This window comes from Sinorhizobium sp. BG8 (assembly GCF_016864555.1).
In the GTDB taxonomy this organism is placed as follows: Bacteria; Pseudomonadota; Alphaproteobacteria; order Rhizobiales; family Rhizobiaceae; genus BG8.
This window is the reverse complement of sequence record NZ_CP044011.1, coordinates 3,058,202-3,073,871: the sequence shown is the minus strand read 5'-3', so window position 1 is coordinate 3,073,871 and position 15,670 is coordinate 3,058,202. Positions and strand designations below refer to the sequence as shown.

Here is a 15,670-nt window from a genome sequence, read left to right as displayed (position 1 = left end):
ATGGATACGACGCCGGCCGCGAAGGGTTATGACGTGGAAGCGATCCGGCGGGATTTTCCAATCCTGTCGCGCACTGTCTACGGCAAACCGCTTGTGTACCTCGACAACGGCGCATCGGCGCAGAAGCCGAAAGTGGTGATCGACGCGATCTCCAACGCCTATTCCAACGAGTACGCGAACGTCCATCGCGGCCTGCACTTCCTCTCGAATGCCGCGACCGAGGCCTATGAAGGGGCGCGCGAAAAGGTGCGCCGCTTCCTGAACGCGCCCTCGGTCGACAACATCGTCTTCACCAAGTCCTCCACCGAGGCGATCAATACGGTCGCCCACGGGTACGGCATGCCCAAGATCGGCGAAGGCGACGAGATCGTGATCTCAATCATGGAGCACCACTCGAACATCGTGCCATGGCATTTCATCCGCGAACGCCAAGGCGCCAAGCTCGTTTGGGCACCAATTGACGATCAGGGCGCCTTCCATGTCGAAGACTTCGTAAAATGCCTCACTGATCGGACCAAGCTGATCGCCATCACCCACATGTCGAACGCGCTCGGCACTATCGTTCCCGTCAAGGAGATATGCCGGATCGCACGCGAGCGCGGCATTCCGGTCTTGGTTGATGGTTCGCAGGGCGCCGTGCACATGCCGGTCGATGTCCAGGACATCGATTGCGACTGGTATGTGATGACCGGCCACAAGCTCTATGGTCCCTCGGGTATCGGTGTGCTCTACGGCAAGAGCGATCGGCTCAAGGAGATGCGACCCTTCCAAGGCGGCGGAGAGATGATCTTCGAGGTCACGGAAGACATCGTCACGTATAACGATCCCCCGCACCGCTTCGAGGCGGGTACGCCGCCGATCGTCCAGGCGATCGGGCTCGGCTACGCGCTTGATTACATGGAGTCGGTCGGCCGGGCGGCGATCGCTGCGCATGAGGCAGATCTCGCTTCCTATGCCCATGAGCGACTGTCGTCGATCAACTCCCTGCGCATCTTCGGTACTGCGCCGGGCAAGGGCTCGATCTTCGCATTCGAACTCGAGGGCATTCACGCCCACGACGTCTCGATGGTGATCGACCGGGCAGGGGTCGCGGTGCGTGCCGGCACCCATTGCGCTCAGCCGCTCTTGAAACGCTTCGGCGTCACCTCCACATGCCGGGCATCGTTCGGTATGTACAATACGCGAGCCGAGATCGACGTCCTGGCCGACGCACTCGACCATGCCCGCAAGTTCTTCGCCTGAGGAGTAGCCCCATGTCACTCGAAGCCACGGAAGAGAAGGTCGACGCCCGCGAAGGCATCGTCAATTCCGCGATTCCCGCCGAGGAACTGGCACGTCTCAGCGACGACATCATCGGCGCGTTGAAGACGGTGTACGATCCGGAAATCCCGGCGGACATCTTCGAGCTCGGCCTGATCTACAAGATCGACATTGAAGACGATCGCATGGTCAAGATCGACATGACGCTGACGGCTCCCGGTTGCCCGGTTGCGGGCGAGATGCCGGGCTGGGTGGAAAACGCCGTCGGTGCCGTAGAAGGTGTCTCGGGCGTCGAGGTCAGGATGGTTTTCGATCCGCCGTGGACGCCTGACCGTATGTCGGAAGAGGCCCAGGTCGCCGTCGGGTGGTATTGATCCCTTAAGGTCGCCTTATTACATTCTGATTCATGAACCATCGGGCCTTGAACCCGCCTGGCGAAGGAGAATGCCCAGTGGGCTTTGCAGTCATGTCACTTACCGCGGCGGCCGCAGACCGCGTCAACGCGATCGTGGAGAACGCCGGCCCGGGCGCGGCGGGCATCCGCGTCGGAATCAAGAAGGGCGGATGCGCAGGCATGGAATACTCCGTGGACCTCGTAACCGAACCGAACCCCAAGGATGACCTGATCGAGCGCGACGGTGCCAAGGTCTGGGTAGCGCCGGAAGCTGTCCTCTACCTGCTCGGGACTGAGATGGACTTCGAGGTGACGACGCTTCGCTCCGGCTTCACGTTCCAGAACCCGAACCAGACGTCGGCTTGTGGTTGCGGCGAATCCGTCGAGCTGAAGCCTGCCGATCTCGCCGCGCTTGCCGCTCGTGGCGATGCCGTGGTGCGCGCCGAGTAGGAATGCCGCGCTCCAGACGTGCTTCATCAGCACTTTCCGGCCCTCGCTTGACCGACGCCTGCAATGCGGGTCGAGTTATCAACATATCTGTTACGATTGCATGTTTCCCTGTAAGACTATTGTCGTAAGCGCATGCGAAAACACGTCATGTGCAGGCGAGGGAGCATGGCGTTTCTCCAGGAACATTTCGTCAGGGCGCTTTTCGAGGATTTCCCCGGCGCCGTCTTTCTCGTTGACTCTTCCAAGCTGATCCGTGGGGCGAACACCGCCGCCACGCGCATGTTTCTGCATTCGGCGGAGGAGATGACCGGCCAGCCTGCACGGCTCTTGTTTGCGACGGACGAGGAATATCAGTCCTGCATCACCAAGCGGGCGCGTGAGAACATAACGGCCGCCTCTGTCGATTCCGTCTATCGGTTCCTGCGCCGGGATGGCAGCACCTTCACCGGGCAGATGCGATCGACGCTCGTCACCGATGCCCGCGAGGGCATGACGGCTTTATCGGCGTCATCAACGACATGTCGGGCGTTCTCGAACTCGAACGCGAACGCCAGGAAGCGCGCGACATGCTCCATGCCGCGCTGGAGACGATCTCGGAGGGTTTCGCCATCTTCGACAGGGAGGAGCGACTGATCCTGTTCAATTCAGCGTACCGGGAGCTAAGCGGCAAGGCCGGCGCTACGCTGAGGAAGGGGATGACCGCGCAGGACATCTTCCAGCTGGCCTACGAGACAGGCGGATACCGCGATATCGCTCCAGGCTCCGAGGAGGCAGCAGCCTGGCTGGCGCAACGACTTGCCGATTTTCGCAACCCCGCCAGTCATACCCGGATATTTCCTTATGGAGAGACCCGTTGGATTCGCGCCGAGGATCGCAGGGCAAGCGACGGGAATATCGTGTCGCTCCGGGTCGACGTGACTGAACTGCAGCAGGCGGCCATAGCGCTGGAGCGCCAGCGTCGGGAGTATCATGCGCTCCTGCAGAACGTGCCGGACCTGGTCTGCCGTCTCAGCCCCGACCGAACGGTACTGTTCGTCAATGACAAATATGCCAGCTTCTTCGGAACGACCGCCGATGCACTCATAGGCGCTGACGTGCTCGATCATGTCCCCGAGGAAATCCGCCAGAAGACAATCGATGATCTCGCAGGCTTGACGCCGGATGAGCCGATCAGGACGAACGAGACGCCGCACGTGCAGCGTGACGGGTCGATATGCTGGATACACTGGACGTTGGTCGCTGTGTTCGACGGTCGGAAGGTGGCGGAGGTCGTCTCTGTCGGGCGGGATATATCCGATATCAAGAAGCAGCAAAGGCGCGTCGAAGAACAGACAATCGAACTGCAGCGCAAGAACGAGGCTCTCAACCAGTTCACGGCTACCGTTTCCCATGACCTCAAGGCACCGTTGCGGCACATCGCGATGTTCTCAGACATGATTGCCGAGGACATTCTCAGCGGGGAGACGGACGAGCTGCAGCAGCATGCCGACTATGTACGGAAGAGTGCGCTTCGGATGCAGCGCCTGGTAGACAGTCTCCTGGAGTACTCGCAGATCGCCTATCAGATTGCCAACAGGCAGGGCGTCGAGCTTCGCAACGTCGTAGACGAGGCTCTGCAGTTGCTCGACGGGCACATAAGGGATGCGGACGCTCAGATCGAGATCGGTGAGCTGCCCAAGGTGGTCGGCGATCCGGAGCTCCTGAAGCGCCTTGCCCAGAACCTGATCGGCAATGCAATCAAGTATCGCAAGACCGGCGCTCCCGCCAAGGTCCGTATCTACGGCAGGCAGGCCAGCGACATAGCCGACCTCGTCATCGAGGACGAGGGCATCGGCGTCGATCCGAAATTCGAACGCAAGATCTTCGACGTTTTTCAAAGACTTCACCCCGACGAGAGCGTGTACAAAGGCACGGGAATCGGACTGGCATTGGCCAAACGCATTGCCGAAAGCCATGGCGGCACGATCAGTCTTGACACCGAGTATGGTCCCGGCGCACGTTTCGTTGTGACGTTTCCGATATCTCCCGCAAGTCCGAGGAACCAGTCTTGGGCGACTCACCAAAAAAGCTGATGGTTGTCGATGACGATGCGGTTGATGCGCGGTTCGTGCGGAGGGCGTTCTATGAAACGGGCAGCACGGTGGACATTGTCCATGTCGCCGATTCCGAGACCGCCAGCGACCGTCTGAAGTCCGAAAAGTTCGACTACATCCTGCTCGACATAAACATGCCCGGGACCGACGGCGTGGAGCTCCTGCGGCGTATCCGGGCGAGCAAGCACACCGCTGTTATCCCCGTGATCATGCTTTCATCGTCCTCGAACATGGCCGACGTGCACCGCGCCTATGCCAACGGCGCCAACGCCTATACGGTCAAGCCGTCGTCGCTGAAGGGCTACCGCAGCTTTGCGGAAGGATTTGCACGGTTCTGGATCGACGTTGCGGTCCTGCCCGAACCGCGCAACGCCTGAGACAGACTGTCAGTTTGCGGAAATGGCGACTGATGCCCCTCGGGCCGGCGCCTCGTCCGATCGTCTTGCAAACAATCGAATAGCGTAGCCTGACGAGAGAGAATGGAACCGCCCCCGGCGCGCATGTCCAGGGGCGGGCGTTGGATCATTCCGCCGCTTCGGCGTAGTCTTCCAGTGGCGGGCAGGAGCACACGAGGTTGCGGTCGCCATACACGTTGTCGACGCGGTTGACCGGGGACCAGTACTTGTCCACGCGGAACGCACCCGGCGGATAGCAGGCCTGCTCACGGCTATAGGGCCGGTCCCATTCTCCAACGAGGTCCTCCACCGTGTGGGGAGCATTCTTCAGCGGATTGTTGGTCTTGTCCATCCGCCCGTCCTCGATGGCGCGGGCCTCCTCGCGGATTGCCAGCATGGCCTCGCAGAAGCGGTCGAGCTCGGCCTTGGTTTCCGACTCCGTCGGCTCGATCATCAGCGTGCCTGCGACCGGCCAGCTCATGGTCGGCGCATGGAAACCGCAGTCGATCAGCCGCTTGGCGACGTCATCCACGGTGACCCCGGCGCTCTCGGCTAGAGGGCGCGTATCGATGATGCACTCGTGGGCAACCCGGCCCTTCGGCGACTTGTAGAGCACCCCATAGGCGCCGCTCAGCCGCGCGGCGATATAGTTGGCATTCAGAATCGCCACCTTTGTTGCCTGGGTCAGGCCTTCGCCGCCCATCATGAGGCAGTAGCTCCACGAGATCGGCAGGATTGACGCCGATCCGAACGGGGCCGCGGAGACGGCACCAGTTCCGCCAAGTCCCGGCACTTCCGGGTGGCTCGGCAGGTAGGGAGCAAGATGCGCCTTGACGCCGATCGGGCCCATGCCCGGACCGCCGCCGCCGTGAGGGATGCAGAAGGTCTTGTGCAGGTTGAGGTGGCTGACGTCCGAGCCGATGTCGCCGGGACGGGCAAGCCCGACCATCGCATTCATGTTGGCGCCGTCCATGTAGACCTGACCGCCATTGGCGTGGACGATCGCGCAGACCTCGCGGACGTTTTCCTCGAAAACGCCATGGGTCGACGGGTAGGTGATCATGCAGCAGGACAGCGTGTCGGCGTACTGTTCCGCCTTGGCACGGAAGTCGTCCATGTCGATATCGCCGTTGTCGCTCACCTTCACGACCACCACCTTCATCCCGGCCATCTGGGCGGAAGCGGGATTGGTACCGTGCGCCGAGGTCGGGATAAGGCAGACATCGCGGTGAGACTGGCCGTTGGCCAGATGGTAGGCGCGGATCGTCAGGAGACCGGCATACTCGCCCTGTGCTCCGGAGTTGGGCTGCATGGACACCGCGTCGTAGCCGGTGATGTCGCAGAGCTTCTGGGACAGATCCTGGATGAGGTGCCGGTAGCCTTCGGCTTGGTCGGCAGGAACGAACGGATGGATCTCGGAGAACTCCGGCCATGTGATCGGCAGCATTTCCGCGGTCGCATTCAGCTTCATCGTGCACGATCCCAAGGGAATCATCGCACGATCGAGGGCGAGGTCGCGGTCCGACAGACGTCGGATGTAGCGGACCATTTCGCTCTCGGCGCGGTTCATGTGGAAGATCGGATGGGTGAGGTACTCACTGGTGCGAAGCAGGTTCTCCGGCAAGCGATAGCCTGGCTCGAACTCGCCCACCTCAAACTCACCCCCGAAGGCCCGCCAGACGGCTTCGAGCGTCACAGGGCGTGACCGTTCGTCGAGGCTGATGCCGATGCGGTCATCGCCTATCTTGCGCAGATTGACCTCTTCGGCGACGGCCGTCTTCAGGATGATCCCCTGCAACTTGCCGACGTCGACGGTAATCGTATCGAAGAAGACCTCCGGTTCGACCTTGTAGCCGAGCTTCTCGAGGCCCATCGCGAGCCTGACCGTTTTCTGGTGCACGCTCTGTGAAATCGCCTTCAGGCCCTGAGGCCCGTGGAAGACGGCGTACATCGAGGCCATGACGGCGAGCAGGACCTGGGCGGTGCAGATGTTGGACGTCGCCTTTTCGCGCCGGATGTGCTGTTCGCGGGTCTGAAGAGACAGCCGGTAGGCACGATTGCCGCGACTGTCGACCGAGACGCCAACCAGGCGGCCGGGCATGGACCGCTTATACGCATCCTTTACGGCCATGTAAGCCGCGTGCGGTCCGCCGTAGCCGACGGGAACGCCGAAGCGCTGGGTCGAGCCGATGGCGATATCCGCGTCCATGTCGCCCGGTGACTTCAACAGCGCAAGTGCCAGCGGGTCAGCAGCGATAACCGCAATCGCACCCGCCGCATGGAGCGCGGCGATCACGTCCGTGAAGTCGTGAACATGCCCGTAGGTTCCGGGATACTGGAAGATCGCGCCGAAGACGGCGGACGGGTCGAGGTCCGCGAGCGGATCGCCGATGATGACGGACCAGCCGAGCGGTTCGGCACGGGTCTTCAGGAGCGCGATCGTCTGCGGATGGCAGTTCTCGTCCACGAAGAACGCGGTCGCCTTGGATTTCGCCACGCGCTCCGCCATGGCCATCGCTTCGGCGGCGGCGGTTGCCTCGTCCAGAAGGGAGGAATTGGCGATGTCGAGGCCGGTCAGGTCGCAGACCATCGTCTGATAGTTCAGCAGCGCTTCCAGTCGGCCCTGGCTGATTTCGGGCTGGTAAGGCGTATAGGCCGTGTACCACGCAGGGTTCTCGAGGATGTTGCGCTGGATCACCGGCGGAGTGATCGTGCCGTAGTAGCCCTGGCCGATGAGGGAAACGAGCTTCTTGTTGCGGTTCGCCGTCTCGCGCAGTTTGTCGAGGGCCTCGCGCTCGGTCATCGGCGCACCCCATTCCAAGGCCTTGCTTTGGCGGATCGACGGAGGAACGGTGTCATCGATCAGGGCGTCCAGGCTTTCGTAGCCGATTACCTTCAGCATCGCCTCCATCTCCTTCGGCGACGGGCCGATATGGCGGCGGTTGGCGAAGTCGTAGGGTTTGTAATCGGTGAAGGTGAAGTCCTTTGGCATGCTCATCAGCCGACAAGCTCCTTGTAGGCGGTTTCATCCAGAAGGGCGTTTGCATCGGCGGGATTGGCGAGCTTCAGCTTGAAGAACCAGCCGGCGCCCTGGGGGTCGCTGTTGACGAGGGAGGGGTCATCGACGATCGACTGGTTTACTTCGAGCACCTCGCCATCGAGTGGGCTGTACACGTCGGAGGCGGCCTTCACGGACTCGACCGTTGCTGCGTCGCCGCCCTTGGTGAAGGTCGCGCCGACTTCAGGAAGTTCCACGAACACGAGATCGCCGAGCTGCTCGGCAGCGTGAGTGGTGATACCGACCGTGGCGACGCCGTCCTCGATCTTCAGCCACTCGTGTTCTTCGGTAAATTTGAGCATGACGAACCTTTCTGGTCAGCGTTTGAAGGTGTTCGGTACGAAGGGGAGGGTCGCGACGGTGACCGGGAGGAACTTGCCTCTTACGCCTGCGTAGAGCTGCGTTCCCGGGGCCGATGCCGACATCGACACGTAGCCCATGGCCACGGGGGCATCGAGACTGGGGCCGAAGCCGCCCGAAGTCACGGTCCCGACCACATCCTCGCCTTCAATGTCGGATGCAAGGACCGCACCTGCGCGCACCGGTGCGCGCCCCATCGGCTTCAGACCGACGCGGCGTCTGTGCGCGCCGTTTTCAAGCTGCGACAGGATGATGTCGGCACCCGGGAAGCCGCCGGCCCGATCTCCACCCGAACGCCGCGCCTTCTGGATTGCCCATTCGAGGGCGGCCTCGACCGGAGTCGTGCCGATGTCTATGTCGTTACCGTAGAGACAGAGGCCGGCCTCCAGCCGCAACGAATCGCGCGCGCCGAGGCCAATTGGAAGGACATCGGGATGGTCGAGAAGCCGACGGCAAACGCCTTCGGCCAGTTCCGATGGTATCGAGATTTCAAAGCCGTCTTCGCCTGTGTATCCGGATCGGGAGACGATACAGTCCGCATCGTGCAGATCGCAGGCGCGCACATCCATGAACCGCATGGCGGAAATGTCGGCCCATAGTTCCGCGAGAACGGCCTCGGCGCGCGGTCCCTGCAATGCGATCAGCGCGCGATCCGTGAGCAACGACAGATGGCAGCTATCTCCGATGTGCTTCTGCAGATGTGCGAAATCCGCGTTCTTGCAAGCGGCATTGACGACCACGAAGAAGTGGTCGCCGAGATTGGTGATCATGAGATCGTCGAGAATGCCGCCTTCGTCATTGGTGAAGACGGCATAGCGCTGGCGGCCTTCCGCCAGGCCGAGAACATCGACCGGAACGACGGTTTCCAGCGCACGCGCCGCATCGGCTCCGATGCCGGATTTCGGTCGGACGATGATCTGTCCCATGTGGGACACGTCGAAGAGCCCGGCGGCCACGCGGGTCTGCAGGTGCTCCTTCATCACTCCGGCTGGAAACTGCACCGGCATCTCGTAGCCGGCGAAGGGTACCATGCGGGCGCCAAGCGAGATGTTCAGCTCATGCAGTGGGGTTTTTTCGAGGTCAGACGATACGTCCAAAAGGCGCCCTCCAGTCCGTTGGCGCCTCGGCGCCGGCTCACAAATGTCGGCACGCTGACGCGCCGCGCTCCTGAGCCCCCTCTGTCCCTTTGCCTGAGATTGTTATCCCTTCGGCGAGCGTACTACGCTTCTCTCCAGAGTCCTGTCGGCACCTTGCTGGTCCTTTTGCCTGAGAGTTTCCGGGGCGGTTGCTCCTTCGGCACCGGATCGAACCGGTTTCTCCCAGCGAGGTTGATGCCAGATAACGGCCTTGTCCGGAGTTTGGCAAGAGCGAAGTGTCGCTGCTGAACAATTATTTGTCGCGTGGTGCCGGGCACCCGAAAACCGGTGACGCCGCGGATTAGGAGTGCGCTGGTGGGCGGCTACCGCTCAGGCGACCCGCGTCGGGATCAGGCGGCGCCTTCGTTGCGGCCTTCTTCGTCCTTGACGGCGGAGACCTCGGCAATATCCGCCGGGCCATTCTCGGCATAGGCGAGGGCGGCAGTCGTCGCGGAAACTTCGGGTTGGCGGCCGGCCGTAAGGAAGGCTAGTGCCAGGGCAGGAGGCTGGACATATGTGAGGAAGCCCCGGAGCTGGAAATCCGTTCCATGCTTGGCATCGCTGCTCCACACCTCGATGTTCTTCTCGAAGTTCGTGCCGCCATTTGCACGGACCGTCGCTCCGTGTCCTTGCGCGACATACCCCGCAGTGGTCGCCGAGACCGTGAGGACCTGTGTCATTCCATCAGCCGTTTCTTATCGTTTGTCGTTGCAAAGTTTTAACAGTTGCAACTTTCCGGTCCGTTATTTCTCAGGGTTGTATTTTAATCGAAATTTAAGGACTGGTGCTCCGTCCGTGTGTGCGAACTCGGGAGGAAACAGAGCCTTCACCACTTGCGCCGCGGGCTGATGATCCGTCATAAGGTGCCGGATAGGTGCCCGACGTCGGGCGACGGACAACATGAACGCCATCGGCGGCGGAGAATGGACGATGAAACCGATTTTCGTGCAGTTGCAATGCGCTCCGGGAAAGACCTACGACGTGGCCGACGCGCTCTATGCGACCGAACTCATATCCGAGCTGTATTCCACCAGCGGCGACTATGATCTCCTGCTCAAGATCTACGTCGAAAGCGAGGAGGACATCGGCAAGTTCATCAATGACAACATTGCCGTGATTCCGGGAATTGTACGTTCGTTGACGACCCTGACGTTCCGCGCCTTCTGATCCGCACAATCGGCCGTTCGCAATATTCCCCTCGGTCGGAACATGCGCTATGAGCGCCCGAGAGAAAGAAGGCGACAATGGCAGGTATTGAACACAGGCAGGTGGATAGCGACGAGGCGGGTATGCGGCTCGACCGTTGGTTCAAGGTCCACTATCCCGGGCTCGGTTTCGGACAGCTCCAGAAGCTCCTCCGGTCCGGGCAGATCCGCGTGGATGGCGGCCGTGCCAAGACCGACATGCGGGTGCAGCCGGGCCAGACGGTCCGCGTTCCACCGATGGGTGTGGACGCCAAGGACCAGAAGAGCGGCCCCATCGCCGGTCATGACCTCAGGCATTCCCCGGACGGCGAACTGCTTTCGCGCATGTTGCTGCACGAGGACGACAAGGTCTTCGTCCTGAACAAACCTGCCGGGATCGCGGTTCAGGGTGGATCCGGCGTGACGCGGCACATCGACAAGATGCTGGAAGCCTGGACCAGCCAGAAGGGCGAAAAGCCGCGGCTGGTGCACCGGCTGGATCGCGATACCTCCGGCGTGCTGGTGGTTGCCCGCACACGTGGTGCCGCCCAGAAACTGACGGCAGCCTTCCGGGAACGTGACACCAAGAAGACCTACTGGTCGCTGGTCAAGGGCGTTCCGCGCAAGCGCGAGGACCGTATCTCGACATGGCTCGTCAAGGAGCAGACACCCGACGGCGACCGGATGCGGATCGCAAAGCACGGCGAAGACGGGGCTGACCACGCCATCTCCTATTACCGGATCGTGGAGCAGGTCGGCCAGAATTTCGCCTGGCTGGAAATGGAACCCTATACCGGCCGGACGCATCAGCTGCGCGTTCATGCCGCTCACATGGGGCATCCGATCCTCGGAGACCCGAAGTACTTCGAGGCGGACGTGAACTGGGTGTTTCCGGGAGGAGTGCAGAACCGGCTGCATCTCCACGCCCGCCATATCGACATCCCGCATCCGTCGGGCGGACGCCTCAAGGTCACCGCTCCCTTGCCTCCGCACATGGTCCAGACATGGAACCTCTTCGGCTTCGATCAGAACGCTGCTGACGAGGAAGAATGATGAGACTGGTACTTTTCGATTGTGACGGCACGCTGGTGGACAGTGCCGCGCTGATCCACGAGGTCATGAGCCGCAGTTTTGCCGCCTTCGGCCACGCGCTGCCGACCTACGAGGGGACGAAGTCCATCATCGGGCTCACGCTGGATATCGCGATCGCCCGCCTCCAGGGCAAGGCGCATGTCGATTCCGAGGCCCAGGCGATGGCAGCCCACTACAAGTCGATCTATACCGACGTCCGGGCCGACACCGGATTTCAGGAACCGCTCTTCGGCGGCATTTCCGAGATGATGCGGAGGCTCGAGGGCGACGACGGACTGATCCTCGGCGCAGTCACTGGAAAGTCCCGGCGCGGCCTCAATCTCATTCGCACGACCCATGGCTTCGACAAGACGTTCTTCGTTTCGCGCACGGCGGACGATTGTCCCTCGAAACCGCACCCAGCGATGGTGACCGAGTGCTGCTCGGAGGCCGGCATCGATGCCGATCGCACTCTTGTGGTCGGAGATGCCATCTACGACATGCAGATGGCTAAGGCAGCCGGTGCCACGGCAATCGGCGTTTCCTGGGGTTATGCAAGCGTTGACGATCTGGTCGCGGCCGGCGCCGACCATATATTGGATGTGCCAGCCGATTTGCTGGCATGGCTGGAGGTTTCCGATGTCTGACATCCGTTCCGATCTTTTCGATGCACTGAGTGATCCGGATCCCGTCAAGCGCGCGCAGATTCAGATGAAGCGTCCCTTGCCGAAGCGTTTCTATTCGGAGGTGACGACCGGAGTGACGGAAGAGGGCGTTGGGATCTTCCTCGACGGCCGGCCTGTCCGCACGCCGCAGAAGAAGCTTCTTGCCGTCGCTTCCGATATCGTGGCGAACCGGCTGAAAGCGGAATGGGATGCGCAGGTCGAGGTGATCGACCCCGCGCTGATGCCAGTCACGCGCCTGGTCAACACGGCAATTGACGGCGTCGCCTCCAACTTCGACGCGGTCCTCGACGAAATCGTGCGCTTCGCGGGCAATGACCAGTTGTGCTATCGCGCCGGCAACCCGGAAAGGCTTGTGGAGCGCCAGCGTCAGAACTGGGACCCGGTGCTGCAATGGGTGGCGGAGCGTCATGGCGCCCGCTTCATCCTCATCGAGGGCGTCATTCACCAGGAACAGCCACAACAGGCCATGGACGCGTTCCGAACCGCGCTCTCGGCGTTCGGAACACCTCTCGAGCTCGCCTGCCTGCACACGGTGACCACGCTCACGGGATCGGCAGTCCTTGCTCTCGCACTCGCCGAGAAGCGGCTGGAACCCGCCGAGGTCTGGAGACTGGCCCATATCGACGAGGACTGGCAAACCGAGCAGTGGGGCGCGGACGAGGAAGCCTCTCACCGGCGCGAACTGCGCTGGCGGGAGATGGAGGTCGCCGCGACAGTGCTTTCGGCCCTTCATTCCTGAGTGCTGGCGCCCTGCAAGTGGCAAACATAGCCGACATCAACAGGAAGCTGCGGCGCCAGTCTTGATTCGATTGCGATTTCGGGGATTATGTCCGACCTGAAACGAATGGACGGCGCGTGCGTCGTCGTGAGCAGATACCCTCCGGAAACTCTTCCATGAAAACAGCATTCCTTCGCGTCGTCGCCACGGCGATTACTCTTCTGGCGGCAGTCGTTCTGCCTGCCCATAGCAAGGACGCCGCTGGTGCCCTCAAAGACATCCGCAAGGTCGAGGTGAGCGGGGACGCGAGTGTGTCGGCGGGTGTCGTGAAGGCGGCCGCAAGGCAATTGAAGCAATCTGTTCGTTCAACCCGCCGTCCGGTTGCGCTGGAAAAAGTGGCGATGGACGTCCAGCTTTCATCGATGAGGCGGAGCGGCGGTGGTCGGAATTCCGCGCAGGTGACGGTCCGGCTCATCGACCTCGGCGGCAGGCCGGTGGCGCGCGAGACAATGACGGTGAACAGTTTCATGCCGGATCCCAAGGCGGCCGATCGCGCCCTGGCGCAGGCAGTCGCGCAACGGGTGGCCCTCGCATACCGGCTGACGCAGCCGCAAGCGGACGTGAATTCCGTGCGATCCAAGGGGACGAAGGGTAAGTATGTCCGCAAGACAAGAAGCACCAACGTCGCCCAGCAGACGCAGGCCTACCAGGCGAACACCCAGGTCGACGACATCATCATTCCGACGGAAGCAGCCCTGACCGTCCGTTCCCGTGCCCGGCCCGTCGAGAAGGCAGCCGGCCCATGCGTCGTGACGGCGGAGAAGGATTGCAAGTAGGAGCCGGGCTCGGGTAAGCTCGAACCAATCGTTTCGAGCGTGGAGTTCCGGTCATGAGCCCGGCATCGCGTATCGCAGAGTATCAGCCACTTGCGCTGGCCGCCTTGCGGATCATGACGGCGCTGCAGTTCATCGAACACGGAACGCAGAAGTTCTTCAATTTTCCACCGGCCGATCCGCCCTTCGACAACCTGATGAACATCCTCGGCGTCGCGGGCTTTCTCGAGGTGGTAGGCGGCTTGCTCATCCTCGTCGGTCTGTTCACGAGGCCTACCGCCTTCGTGCTCTGTGGCTTCATGGCGGTCGCCTATTTCATGGCACACTTCCCGGTGAGCTTCTGGCCGGTGAACAACCGTGGCGACGCCGCGATCTCCTTCTGCTTCATCTTCCTTTATCTGGTCTTCGCAGGACCGGGCGCATTTGCACTCGACAACAGGAGGACGTGAGAAGGTCTGGCTGCCGCCGAAGGTTCTTGAGCCTCCGACGGCGCGGATGTCCGTCCGTTATCGATTGAGACGCTCCGCATGCCAATTCAGATGCTCGTCCATGAAGGTCGAGATGAAGTAGTAGGAGTGGTCATAGCGCTCGTGCATGCGCAGCGTGAGATCGATACCGGTGTCCTTGACCGCTTCCTCGAACAGCCAGGGGCGCAGTCCGCTGTCGAGGAACCCGTCGGCTTTGCCCTGGTCGATCAGGAACTCGGGAAAACGGGCGCCGTCTTCAACGAGTGCACAGGCATCGTACTCCCGCCATGCCGAGGTATCGGCGCCGAGGTACTTCTCGAAGGATTGCGACGACCAGTCGGCGGTCATCGGTTGAACGATCGGCGCAAAGGCCGAGCAGCTCCGGAAGCGATCAGGGTTCTTGAGGGCGATCGTCATGGCGCCATGCCCACCCATGGAGTGGCCAAAGATGCCCTGTCGCGTCATGTCCATGCGGAAGTGTTGGCCGACGAAGGCAGGGAGTTCCTCGGTGATGTAAGTGTACATCTGGTAGTGCTCGGCCCAGGGCTTCTCCGTCGCGTCGAGGTAGAAGCCCGCACCCTTGCCCATCTGCCAATTGGTCAGTTCGTCCGGCACGTCGTTGCCGCGCGGGCTGGTGTCCGGGCAGACGATGATCAGACCCAGCTCGGCGGCCATGCGCCGATACTCGCCCTTTTCCATGACATTGGCATGGGTGCACGTCAGGCCCGAAAGATACCACAGGACCGGGCAGGGTTCCGTGATCGCCTTCGGAGGGACGAAGACCGCGAAGGTCATCTCGCAATTGCAGGCAAGCGAATCGTGGGCGAAGACGCCCTGCATGCCGCCGAAGGCCTGATTCTGGGACAGTACTTTCATGCTAGCTCCATTGGATAGTTGCCGTTCACGAGGCGAGCGTCACCGCCGCATTGACGGCGGCCGCGACCAGGACGGTGTTGAAGAAGAAGGAGACGATCGCGTGGAGGAGGTTAAGCTTCCGCATCTCCGTGGTGGTGACTGCGACGTCCGACGTCTGCGCCGTCATCCCGACGACGAAGGCGAAATAGAGGAAATCATAGATGCCGGGTGCCGCGGTCTGCGGAAAGTCGAGCCCGCGCTCCTGGGCGCTCAGCGCCTTGCCGCCATGGGGGCGCCAGTACACATGCGCATAGTGCACCGCCGCCATGGTGTGGATGGTAAACCAGCCGAGGATCACCGAGGCAAAGGACAGCACAAGGTCGAGCTGCACGACATCCTCGCCCTCCTGCAGAACGATGAAAAGCGAGGCGAGCGACAGGACGAATGCGCCGACGGTGACGATGAGGATGATGGGTGCCGGCGCGTCGGAGTCCGTCGCGTGGTTTTTCAGATAACTACCGCTGAGTTGGGGCAGGCGCCGGCCGATCAGCAGGAGATAAATGAGGAAGAAGGCAATTCCGGTCAGTTGCGCGGCCAGCTGCACCTTCGCGTAAACTGCTACCGGCAGAATGACGAGCGAGATGAGAGCGGCGATATAGAAAGGGCGATGGCGGGCGGTTGCGATTGCCTTGTGCGATCGTACAGTCATC

Annotated in this window: 18 protein-coding genes and 2 riboswitches; of the genes, 12 read left to right on the top strand and 6 right to left on the bottom strand. The window is 61.7% G+C overall.

All coding sequences use genetic code 11. The annotated features are described in order from the left end of the window. The 6 genes from F3Y30_RS14570 to F3Y30_RS14545 all read left to right on the top strand — a co-directional run bounded on the left by F3Y30_RS14570 (window position 1) and on the right by F3Y30_RS14545 (window position 4,574). The gene (locus F3Y30_RS14570) at window positions 1-1,242 is read left to right on the top strand and encodes a cysteine desulfurase (RefSeq protein ID WP_203426626.1); all 1,242 of its coding nucleotides are present in this window, start codon (window positions 1-3) and stop codon (window positions 1,240-1,242) included. Window positions 1,243-1,253: 11 nt separating this feature from the next. Further along, window positions 1,254-1,634, top strand: coding sequence for an SUF system Fe-S cluster assembly protein (locus F3Y30_RS14565; protein ID WP_203423382.1), 381 nt, complete (start codon window positions 1,254-1,256; stop codon window positions 1,632-1,634). A 77-nt stretch (window positions 1,635-1,711) separates the two neighbouring features. Next, the gene (gene sufA, locus F3Y30_RS14560) at window positions 1,712-2,104 is read left to right on the top strand and encodes a Fe-S cluster assembly scaffold SufA (protein ID WP_203423381.1); all 393 of its coding nucleotides are present in this window, start codon (window positions 1,712-1,714) and stop codon (window positions 2,102-2,104) included. A 165-nt stretch (window positions 2,105-2,269) separates the two neighbouring features. Continuing rightward, a complete protein-coding gene (locus tag F3Y30_RS14555; RefSeq protein WP_203423380.1) occupies window positions 2,270-2,737 on the top strand; it encodes a PAS domain-containing protein in 468 nt (155 codons plus the stop codon). Next, on the top strand, window positions 2,623-4,176 hold the full coding sequence (locus tag F3Y30_RS14550) for an ATP-binding protein (protein ID WP_203423379.1): 1,554 nt from the start codon (window positions 2,623-2,625) through the stop codon (window positions 4,174-4,176). The genes F3Y30_RS14555 and F3Y30_RS14550 overlap by 115 nt, the downstream gene beginning before the upstream one ends. Continuing rightward, window positions 4,152-4,574, top strand: coding sequence for a response regulator (locus tag F3Y30_RS14545; protein ID WP_203423378.1), 423 nt, complete (start codon window positions 4,152-4,154; stop codon window positions 4,572-4,574). The genes F3Y30_RS14550 and F3Y30_RS14545 overlap by 25 nt, the downstream gene beginning before the upstream one ends. Before the next feature lie 145 nt (window positions 4,575-4,719). Here F3Y30_RS14545 and gcvP read toward each other — a convergent pair whose 3' ends face one another. The 4 genes from gcvP to F3Y30_RS14525 all read right to left on the bottom strand — a co-directional run bounded on the left by gcvP (window position 4,720) and on the right by F3Y30_RS14525 (window position 9,826). Next, window positions 4,720-7,590 (bottom strand): aminomethyl-transferring glycine dehydrogenase, encoded by a 2,871-nt coding sequence (gene gcvP, locus F3Y30_RS14540; protein ID WP_203423377.1) that lies wholly within the window; start codon window positions 7,588-7,590, stop codon window positions 4,720-4,722. Continuing rightward, window positions 7,590-7,952, bottom strand: coding sequence for a glycine cleavage system protein GcvH (gcvH, locus tag F3Y30_RS14535; RefSeq protein ID WP_203423376.1), 363 nt, complete (start codon window positions 7,950-7,952; stop codon window positions 7,590-7,592). Before gcvH ends, gcvP begins: the two co-directional genes overlap by 1 nt. Window positions 7,953-7,967: 15 nt before the next feature. Continuing rightward, a complete protein-coding gene (gene gcvT, locus F3Y30_RS14530; protein ID WP_203423375.1) occupies window positions 7,968-9,107 on the bottom strand; it encodes a glycine cleavage system aminomethyltransferase GcvT in 1,140 nt (379 codons plus the stop codon). 71 nt (window positions 9,108-9,178) lie between these two features. Then, window positions 9,179-9,255: riboswitch (glycine riboswitch) on the bottom strand. Window positions 9,256-9,258: 3 nt separating this feature from the next. Next, a riboswitch (glycine riboswitch) is annotated at window positions 9,259-9,342 on the bottom strand. Between the two features lie 154 nt (window positions 9,343-9,496). After that, a complete protein-coding gene (locus F3Y30_RS14525; protein WP_203423374.1) occupies window positions 9,497-9,826 on the bottom strand; it encodes a hypothetical protein in 330 nt (109 codons plus the stop codon). Window positions 9,827-10,076: 250 nt separating this feature from the next. Between F3Y30_RS14525 and F3Y30_RS14520 the strand changes: the two genes are divergently transcribed. The 6 genes from F3Y30_RS14520 (at window position 10,077) to F3Y30_RS14495 (ending at window position 14,087) form a co-directional block, all read left to right on the top strand. Continuing rightward, a complete protein-coding gene (locus F3Y30_RS14520; RefSeq protein WP_203423373.1) occupies window positions 10,077-10,313 on the top strand; it encodes an Lrp/AsnC ligand binding domain-containing protein in 237 nt (78 codons plus the stop codon). Between the two features lie 77 nt (window positions 10,314-10,390). Further along, window positions 10,391-11,383 (top strand): RluA family pseudouridine synthase, encoded by a 993-nt coding sequence (locus F3Y30_RS14515; protein WP_203423372.1) that lies wholly within the window; start codon window positions 10,391-10,393, stop codon window positions 11,381-11,383. Continuing rightward, window positions 11,383-12,048 carry an HAD-IA family hydrolase gene (locus F3Y30_RS14510; RefSeq protein WP_203423371.1) on the top strand — a complete coding sequence of 222 codons (666 nt, stop codon included), beginning with the start codon at window positions 11,383-11,385 and terminating at the stop codon, window positions 12,046-12,048. The genes F3Y30_RS14515 and F3Y30_RS14510 overlap by 1 nt, the downstream gene beginning before the upstream one ends. Continuing rightward, window positions 12,041-12,826 carry an ATP12 family chaperone protein gene (locus tag F3Y30_RS14505; RefSeq protein ID WP_203423370.1) on the top strand — a complete coding sequence of 262 codons (786 nt, stop codon included), beginning with the start codon at window positions 12,041-12,043 and terminating at the stop codon, window positions 12,824-12,826. Before F3Y30_RS14510 ends, F3Y30_RS14505 begins: the two co-directional genes overlap by 8 nt. Before the next feature lie 155 nt (window positions 12,827-12,981). Beyond that, window positions 12,982-13,641, top strand: a complete 660-nt coding sequence (locus F3Y30_RS14500) for a hypothetical protein (RefSeq protein ID WP_203423369.1) — start codon at window positions 12,982-12,984, stop codon at window positions 13,639-13,641. Window positions 13,642-13,694: 53 nt separating this feature from the next. Further along, window positions 13,695-14,087, top strand: a complete 393-nt coding sequence (locus tag F3Y30_RS14495) for a DoxX family protein (protein ID WP_203423368.1) — start codon at window positions 13,695-13,697, stop codon at window positions 14,085-14,087. A 57-nt stretch (window positions 14,088-14,144) separates the two neighbouring features. Here F3Y30_RS14495 and fghA read toward each other — a convergent pair whose 3' ends face one another. Together fghA and F3Y30_RS14485 are read right to left on the bottom strand one after the other, a co-directional pair. Continuing rightward, complete coding sequence (gene fghA, locus F3Y30_RS14490; RefSeq protein ID WP_203423367.1) at window positions 14,145-14,981, bottom strand: S-formylglutathione hydrolase; 837 nt, start codon at window positions 14,979-14,981, stop codon at window positions 14,145-14,147. 25 nt (window positions 14,982-15,006) lie between these two features. Next, complete coding sequence (locus F3Y30_RS14485) at window positions 15,007-15,669, bottom strand: DUF1345 domain-containing protein (RefSeq protein WP_203423366.1); 663 nt, start codon at window positions 15,667-15,669, stop codon at window positions 15,007-15,009. Window position 15,670: the final 1 nt, after the last annotated feature.